This is a genomic window from Polynucleobacter sp. (genome assembly GCF_018500155.2).
Lineage (GTDB): Bacteria > Pseudomonadota > Gammaproteobacteria > Burkholderiales > Burkholderiaceae > Polynucleobacter.
In genome coordinates, this window is sequence record NZ_JAHBAK020000040.1 from 1 (window position 1) to 7,043 (window position 7,043).

Genomic DNA, 7,043 nt, shown 5'->3' on the forward strand with positions numbered 1-7,043 from the left:
CGCGCCAATCGCGATGGAAGAAGGTTTACGTTTTGCGATCCGTGAAGGTGGCCGTACTGTTGGCGCCGGCGTGGTTGCAAAGATTTTGGCTTAAGTAGTAGGTATTACTAGTAACAATATTTAGCGGTTTGCTAACCGGTGACATCAGTGCTGCTGATGTCACCGTGCTCTTTAGATGTATAACGTGGCAGCACCACATCGCTCTTTGGAATTAATATGCAAAACCAAAAAATTCGTATTCGTCTTAAAGCGTTTGATTACCGTTTGATTGACCAGTCTGCAGCTGAGATCGTTGATACAGCTAAGCGCACTGGTGCAGTTGTTAAAGGACCAGTACCTTTGCCAACTCGAATTGAGCGTTTTGATATCTTGCGTTCACCACACGTAAACAAGACATCTCGTGATCAGTTAGAGATCCGTACCCATCTTCGTTTGATGGATATCGTTGATCCTACTGAGAAAACTGTAGATGCTTTGATGAAATTAGACCTTCCAGCAGGTGTGGACGTCGAAATTAAGTTGCAGTAATTTGTTGTTTCCAGTCTCGGCACTTGCCAAGACTGGGTTTTCGGGATAGAATCTAAGGCTATGCTGAGTAAATTTTGGCAGATTTTATGGTTTTATTAGCATTAAAAACGTTGTAAGTTATTGATTTAGAAGTACTTTTACTTGTAAATCACTTAAATTAATTTTGCCGACCAATCGAAGTCGGCGTGGAGCATGAATATGAGCTTAGGCTTAATCGGCCGCAAGGTCGGCATGACCCGTCTCTTTACGGACGAAGGGGAAGCAATTCCTGTCACCGTAATTGACGTGAGCGATAACAGAATCGCTCAAATCAAGACCCAGGCAACTGATGGCTATGATGCTATCCAGTTGGCACATGGCACACGTAGAGCTACCCGCGTTACCAAATCAATGGCTGGCCACTTTGCAAAAGCAGGTGTTATGGCTGGTAATGCACTCAACGAATTCCATTTGGATGCAGCAAAAATTGCAGAAATGACTCCAGGACAAGTAATTCCTGCTGACGCTGCTTTTACTGCTGGTCAAAAAGTAGATGTGCAAGGCGTAACAATCGGTAAAGGTTATGCAGGTACCATCAAGCGTTATCACTTCGCTTCTGGTCGCGCATCACACGGTAACTCTAGATCACACAACGTACCAGGTTCTATCGGTATGGCACAAGATCCAGGTCGTGTTTTCCCAGGTAAGCGCATGACTGGCCACCTTGGTGACGTTACACGTACCGTACAAAATTTAGTCATCGCACGCATTGATGCAGAACGTAATCTCATCATGGTTAAAGGCGCTATTCCAGGCGCCCCAGGCGGTAAAGTTATTGTTACTCCAGCGGTGAAAACACCGTTGAAGAAGAAATAAGGAGAGCGAATATGGAACTTAAGCTTCTCCAGGACAACGGTACTTTAGGTGCAGGCGTACAAGCTTCACCAGAAGTATTCGAGCGTGAATACAACGAAGCATTGGTACACCAAGTTGTAGTGGCTTACCAAGCGAATGCACGCAGTGGTAACCGTGCACAAAAAGACCGTGAGCAAGTTAAGCACACAACCAAGAAACCTTGGCGTCAAAAAGGTACTGGTCGTGCACGTGCTGGTATGAGCTCTTCTCCGCTGTGGCGTGGAGGTGGTCGTATATTCCCGAATTCTCCAGAAGAGAATTTCAGCCAAAAAGTAAACAAGAAAATGTACCGCGCTGGCATGAGATCTATTTTGTCTCAGTTGGCTCGCGAAGGTCGTTTGAATGTGGTTGATCAATTCAATCTCGATGCTCCAAAAACCAAAGTTTTAGCTGAGAAAGTTAAAGCAATGGGCTTGGATTCAGTCTTGATCATCGTTGATCAAGTGAGTGAGAATTTGTACTTGGCATCACGTAACTTACATAAAGTTGCCGTGGTTGAGCCACAGCACGCTGATCCATTGGCTTTGGTTCAATACAAAAAAGTATTGGTTAGCAAAGCTGCGATCGCAAAAATTGAGGAGTTGCTGAAATGAGCCAAGTCCGTAAAAACGATCACAACCTCATGAAGGTTCTGCTTGGTCCAGTGATCTCTGAAAAAGCCACTATGGTTGCAGAGAAAAACGAGCAAGTAGTTTTCCAAGTAGCGCGTGACGCGAACAAGACCGATGTAAAACAAGCAGTTGAATTGCTCTTCAAGGTGCAAGTTGACTCAGTTCAAATCGTGAATCAAAAAGGTAAGCCTAAGCGCTATGGCCGTTTTGAAGGTCGCCGTGATCACACTAAGAAGGCCTATGTGAATTTGAAGCCAGGTCAAGAAATTAACTTTGAAGCGGAGGCGAATTAATCATGCCTTTGATGAAAACAAAACCGACCTCACCAGGTCGTCGCTCAATGGTCAAGGTGGTCAATCCTGACCTCCATAAAGGCAAGCCTTTTGCACCATTGTTAGAGCCACAGTTTCAAAAAGCAGGTCGTAACAATAACGGCCACATCACTACTCGTCATAAGGGTGGCGGTCATAAGCATCACTATCGTGTTGTTGACTTCAAGCGCAATGACAAAGATGGTATTCCAGCAAAAGTAGAACGCTTGGAATATGATCCAAACCGCAGTGCAAATATTGCATTGATCGTGTTTGCAGATGGTGAGCGTCGCTACATTCCGGCCGCTAAGGGCATGACTGTTGGTCAAGCCATCATGAATGGCTCTGAGGCGCCAATCAAGTCTGGTAACAATTTGCCCATTCGCAACATCCCAGTTGGTAGCACGATTCACTGCGTAGAAATTCTGCCAGGTAAAGGTGCACAAGTTGCGCGTTCTGCTGGTGGTTCAGCAGTATTGTTGGCACGTGAGGGCGTTTACGCTCAAGTACGTTTGCGCTCTGGCGAAGTTCGCCGTGTGTTGATCGAGTGCCGCGCCACTATTGGTGAAGTTGGTAATGAAGAGCACAGCTTGCGTCAAATTGGTAAAGCAGGTGCAAATCGCTGGCGTGGTATTCGTCCAACCGTTCGCGGTGTGGCAATGAACCCAGTAGATCACCCACACGGTGGTGGTGAAGGTAGAACTGGCGAAGGCCGTGTACCTGTATCTCCATGGGGTACTCCAACCAAAGGTTATCGCACACGTCGCAATAAGCGTACAACTTCGATGATCGTTCAACGTCGTCAAAAACGTTAAGCGATAAGGATAAATAGATATGACACGTTCAGCTAAAAAAGGCCCATTTTGCGACGCCAGCTTGGTAAAAAAAGTTGAAGTTGCGCAAGCCAACAAGGACAAAAAGCCGATCAAAACTTGGTCACGCCGTTCAACAATCCTCCCAGACTTTATTGGTCTGACGATTGCTGTACATAACGGTCGCCAACATGTTCCGGTTTATGTATCAGAAAACATGGTGGGTCATAAGTTAGGCGAATTCGCCTTGACCCGTACTTTCAAAGGTCACGCTGCTGACAAGAAAGTAACGAAGAAGTAAGGGGATGATGATGGAAGTTAAAGCTATTCACAAGGGTGCCCGCATTTCTGCGCAAAAAACACGTTTGGTCGCTGACCAAATTCGTGGTTTGCCAATTTCGCGCGCATTAAACATTTTGAACTTCAGCCCCAAAAAAGCTGCCTTCATTATGAAAAAAGTCGTTGAGTCAGCAATTGCAAATGCTGAGCACAACAAAGGCGCTGACATTGACGAGCTCAAGGTTTCAGCTGTAATCGTTGATAAGGCAACCTCCTTGAAGCGCTTCACTGCACGCGCTAAAGGTCGTGGCAATCAAATCGAAAAACAAACATGTCACATCAGCGTGACCTTGAGTAACTAAGGAAAGATATGGGCCAAAAGATTAACCCCACCGGATTCCGACTCGCGGTAACGAAGAATTGGACATCACGTTGGTATGCAAACAATACTGATTTTGCAAAGATGCTGAAAGAGGACGTTGATGTCCGCAGCTATTTGAAGAAAAAGCTAAAAAATGCATCCGTCAGCAAAGTTGTCATCGAGCGTCCTGCTAAGAACGCCCGCATTACGATCTATAGCTCACGTCCAGGCGTTGTTATTGGCAAAAAAGGTGAAGATATTGAAGTTCTCCGCCGCGAATTACAAAAGCGTATGGGCGTTCCAGTTCATGTGAATATTGAAGAAATTCGTAAGCCAGAAGTAGATGCACAATTAATTGCTGACTCTATTACTCAGCAGCTAGAAAAGCGCATCATGTTCCGTCGCGCTATGAAGCGTGCTATGCAAAGCGCTATGCGTCTTGGCGCACAAGGCATCAAGATCATGTCTTCAGGCCGTTTGAATGGAGCAGAGATTGCACGTCGTGAATGGTATCGTGAAGGTCGCGTTCCACTTCATACATTGAAGGCAGATATTGATTACGCAACATCTGAGGCAGAAACAACTTACGGCATCATTGGTGTAAAAGTTTGGGTATACAAGGGCGATACATTAGCCCGCGGTGCAGAAGCTCAAGTAGCCGCTCCATCTGCTGAGCCAGCTGCCGAAGAAAAGAAAACTCGTCGTGCTCCAAGCAAAACAGCTGCTCGTAAACCAGCTGCTGGTGCTGACAAGCCATTAGTTGCTGCTAAGCCAGCAGTAAAGCGTGTGCGTAAGGTTGAAGCACCTGCCGCCGATACGCAGAAGTCAGGAGAGTAAGCATGCTACAACCAAAGCGTCGCAAGTATCGTAAGGAACAAAAAGGTCGTAACACTGGCGTGGCAACACGCGGTAGTTCTGTAGCCTTTGGTGACTTTGGATTGAAGGCCGTTGGCCGTGGACGTTTAACTGCTCGTCAAATTGAGTCAGCACGTCGCGCAATGACCCGTCACATTAAACGTGGTGGCCGTATTTGGATTCGTATTTTCCCAGATAAGCCAATTTCACAAAAGCCTGCTGAAGTACGTATGGGTAACGGTAAAGGTAACCCAGAGTACTACGTAGCAGAAATCCAACCAGGCAAAGTGCTTTATGAGATGGATGGTGTAGATGAGCAATTAGCACGCGAGGCTTTCAAGCTTGCTGCAGCGAAGTTGCCATTACAAACCACTTTCGTAATTCGCCACTTAGGTTGATCGGAATAGAAATTATGAAAAATAAAGAATTAGCAGCCAAAGATCTGACTGCCTTGAATGCAGAATTGACAGAGCTCTTAAAGGCAAACTTTAAGCTCCGTATGCAAAAGGGTACTCAGCAACTTACTAACACCAGTCAATTGGGCAAGACAAAGCGCGATATCGCTCGCGTGAAGACGTTTATTGCTCAAAAGACTGCACAGAAATAAGGATAAAGGGATATGACAGAGTTATCTAAACCCTTGCGCCGCACCCTCGTGGGCCGTGTAGTGAGCGACAAAATGCAAAAGACTGTGACCGTATTGGTTGAGCGTCAAGTCAAGCATCCTGTGATTGGTAAGTACGTTGGCCAGTCCAAAAAGTACCACGCACATGATGAAGCGGGCACTTACAAGATGGGTGATACCGTTGAAATTGCTGAATCTAAGCCAATTTCACGCACTAAATCTTGGGTTGTGACCCGTTTGGTTGAGGCTTCTAAGGGTATTTAAGGCATTTTTAGGGGGTTTTGGCGAAGTTTCTTCCCAAATCCCTGTTTTACGTAGTAGAATAGAAGGCTTCTCTAGTTTTATTGAGAAGTAGTGTTTTTCTTTAATTCCGGGTTTTAGCATTCGTTAAAGCCCATAGACGGAACCAAGACTGTTTGCCTTTGGCCAACAAGTTGGGGATTAGAAATGATACAAACTGAAAGTAGATTGCAGGTCGCCGATAACACTGGCGCCAGTGAAGTTTTGTGCATCAAGGTATTGGGCGGCTCTAAGCGTCGTTACGCCAGTATCGGTGATGTGATCAAAGTCAGCGTTAAGTCTGCTGCTCCACGTGGCCGTGTAAAAAAAGGTGATATTTATAACGCTGTTGTTGTAAGAACAGCTAAGGGTGTTCGCCGTCCAGACGGTTCATTGATTAAGTTCGATGCAAACGCTGCGGTATTGCTCAACGCAAAGTTAGAGCCCATTGGCACACGTATCTTTGGACCTGTCACACGCGAATTGCGTACTGAGAAGTTCATGAAGATCGTTTCTCTCGCCCCCGAAGTGATTTAAGAGGCTGACATGAAAAAGATTCGTAAAGGTGATTCCGTCGTTCTATTGACTGGCCGCGATAAGGGCAAGCAAGGAACAGTAACGGCTGTTCTCGATGACAAATTAGTGATCGAAGGCGTAAATATTTACAAAAAGAGTGTTAAACCCAATCCGGCTGCAGGCGTTACTGGCGGCATGATTGACAAGACTATGCCCGTTCACATTTCTAATGTGGCTGTGGTTGACGCTAACGGCAAACCATCACGTGTTGGTATCAAACTCGTAGACGGTAAAAAGCAACGTTATCTCAAAACCACTGGCGCAACATTAAGCGCATAAGGGGCGGAAAGAAATTATGAGCACACGTTTTCAAGAACACTACCAACAAAAAGTAGTTGCAGATTTGATCAACAAGTTTGGTTACAAGTCTGTAATGGAAGTTCCACGCATCACCAAAGTAACTCTCAATATGGGTTTGGGTGAAGCTGTGAACGATAAGAAAGTTATCGAAAATGCAGTTGGTGATTTAACTAAAGTTGCTGGTCAAAAGCCAGTTGTCACTAAAGCTAAAAAAGCGATTGCAGGTTTCAAAATTCGTCAAGGCTACCCAATTGGTGCCATGGTGACATTGCGTGGACAACGCATGTACGAATTTTTAGATCGCTTTGTGACTGTTGCTTTGCCGCGTGTACGTGACTTCCGCGGTATTTCAGGCAAGGCATTTGACGGCCGTGGTAACTACAACATTGGCGTTAAAGAACAGATCATTTTCCCTGAGATTGAATACGACAAAATTGATGCCCTCCGTGGTCTCAATATCAGTATTACAACGACTGCTAAAACCGACGAAGAAGCAAAAGCTTTGTTGGCGGCTTTCAAATTCCCTTTCCGCAATTAAGAGGCTAACGTGGCAAAACTATCCCTAATTGAGCGCGAAAATAAGCGCGCAAAAACTGTAGAGAAGTACGCTGC

The 7,043-nt window shown here is 45.6% G+C and carries 14 protein-coding genes and 2 pseudogenes; all 16 read left to right on the forward strand.

Annotated elements, in window-relative coordinates:
- Positions 1-94: pseudogene (locus tag KIH43_RS05370) on the forward strand (elongation factor Tu); the annotation flags it as partial.
- A 122-nt stretch (positions 95-216) separates the two neighbouring features.
- Complete coding sequence (gene rpsJ, locus KIH43_RS05375; RefSeq protein ID WP_011901899.1) at positions 217-528, forward strand: 30S ribosomal protein S10; 312 nt, start codon at positions 217-219, stop codon at positions 526-528.
- A 198-nt stretch (positions 529-726) separates the two neighbouring features.
- A complete protein-coding gene (gene rplC, locus KIH43_RS05380; protein WP_296969888.1) occupies positions 727-1,383 on the forward strand; it encodes a 50S ribosomal protein L3 in 657 nt (218 codons plus the stop codon).
- A gap of 11 nt (positions 1,384-1,394) precedes the next feature.
- A complete protein-coding gene (gene rplD / locus KIH43_RS05385) occupies positions 1,395-2,015 on the forward strand; it encodes a 50S ribosomal protein L4 (RefSeq protein WP_114639433.1) in 621 nt (206 codons plus the stop codon).
- Positions 2,012-2,326 carry a 50S ribosomal protein L23 gene (rplW, locus tag KIH43_RS05390; protein WP_215374667.1) on the forward strand — a complete coding sequence of 105 codons (315 nt, stop codon included), beginning with the start codon at positions 2,012-2,014 and terminating at the stop codon, positions 2,324-2,326. Before rplD ends, rplW begins: the two co-directional genes overlap by 4 nt.
- 2 nt (positions 2,327-2,328) lie before the next feature.
- The gene (rplB, locus tag KIH43_RS05395; protein ID WP_068947694.1) at positions 2,329-3,159 is read left to right on the forward strand and encodes a 50S ribosomal protein L2; all 831 of its coding nucleotides are present in this window, start codon (positions 2,329-2,331) and stop codon (positions 3,157-3,159) included.
- Positions 3,160-3,178: 19 nt separating this feature from the next.
- Entirely contained in the window at positions 3,179-3,457 is a 279-nt protein-coding gene (rpsS, locus tag KIH43_RS05400; protein WP_011901904.1) for a 30S ribosomal protein S19, read from the forward strand.
- A gap of 7 nt (positions 3,458-3,464) precedes the next feature.
- Entirely contained in the window at positions 3,465-3,797 is a 333-nt protein-coding gene (gene rplV / locus KIH43_RS05405; protein WP_296969891.1) for a 50S ribosomal protein L22, read from the forward strand.
- Positions 3,798-3,805: 8 nt separating this feature from the next.
- Positions 3,806-4,633 (forward strand): 30S ribosomal protein S3, encoded by an 828-nt coding sequence (gene rpsC / locus KIH43_RS05410; protein WP_296969818.1) that lies wholly within the window; start codon positions 3,806-3,808, stop codon positions 4,631-4,633.
- Between the two features lie 2 nt (positions 4,634-4,635).
- Entirely contained in the window at positions 4,636-5,049 is a 414-nt protein-coding gene (gene rplP, locus KIH43_RS05415) for a 50S ribosomal protein L16 (RefSeq protein WP_011901907.1), read from the forward strand.
- Between the two features lie 14 nt (positions 5,050-5,063).
- Positions 5,064-5,258 (forward strand): 50S ribosomal protein L29, encoded by a 195-nt coding sequence (gene rpmC / locus KIH43_RS05420; RefSeq protein ID WP_296969822.1) that lies wholly within the window; start codon positions 5,064-5,066, stop codon positions 5,256-5,258.
- Between the two features lie 12 nt (positions 5,259-5,270).
- Positions 5,271-5,540, forward strand: a complete 270-nt coding sequence (rpsQ, locus tag KIH43_RS05425) for a 30S ribosomal protein S17 (protein ID WP_011901909.1) — start codon at positions 5,271-5,273, stop codon at positions 5,538-5,540.
- 183 nt (positions 5,541-5,723) lie between these two features.
- Entirely contained in the window at positions 5,724-6,092 is a 369-nt protein-coding gene (gene rplN, locus KIH43_RS05430) for a 50S ribosomal protein L14 (protein WP_011901910.1), read from the forward strand.
- A gap of 9 nt (positions 6,093-6,101) precedes the next feature.
- A complete protein-coding gene (rplX, locus tag KIH43_RS05435; RefSeq protein ID WP_296969826.1) occupies positions 6,102-6,410 on the forward strand; it encodes a 50S ribosomal protein L24 in 309 nt (102 codons plus the stop codon).
- 16 nt (positions 6,411-6,426) lie between these two features.
- On the forward strand, positions 6,427-6,969 hold the full coding sequence (rplE, locus tag KIH43_RS05440) for a 50S ribosomal protein L5 (protein ID WP_296969829.1): 543 nt from the start codon (positions 6,427-6,429) through the stop codon (positions 6,967-6,969).
- A 9-nt stretch (positions 6,970-6,978) separates the two neighbouring features.
- Positions 6,979-7,043: pseudogene (locus KIH43_RS05445) on the forward strand (30S ribosomal protein S14); the annotation flags it as partial.